This is a genomic window from Microvirga brassicacearum, from assembly GCF_008757455.1.
Classification (GTDB): Bacteria; Pseudomonadota; Alphaproteobacteria; order Rhizobiales; family Beijerinckiaceae; genus Microvirga; species Microvirga brassicacearum.
Genome location: NZ_VCMV01000073.1, coordinates 1 through 225, shown reverse-complemented (window position 1 = coordinate 225; position 225 = coordinate 1). Strand labels below are relative to the sequence as shown.

Here is a 225-nt window from a genome sequence, read left to right as displayed (position 1 = left end):
GTGAACTGGACGAATGCCACGGTCGTGAACCCCAAGAACGGCACGCTGTCGTCAGGGAGCGACTCGGCTTCGGTAACCTACACGCCGAAGGCGGGCTTCGTCGGCACCGACACGTTCGACTACACGCTTACGGACTCCACCGGTCACAGCTCCACCGCGACCGTGACGATCACGGTCAAGAGCGCAGACACCGCACCGATCCCCGTGCCCACCCCGACCCCGACC

1 protein-coding gene is annotated in these 225 nt (G+C 65.3%); it reads left to right on the top strand.

Annotated features, from left to right (window positions below; all coding sequences use genetic code 11):
- The coding region (locus FEZ63_RS25065; protein ID WP_150949572.1) for an Ig-like domain-containing protein at positions 1-225 on the top strand (225 nt) is incomplete at both ends.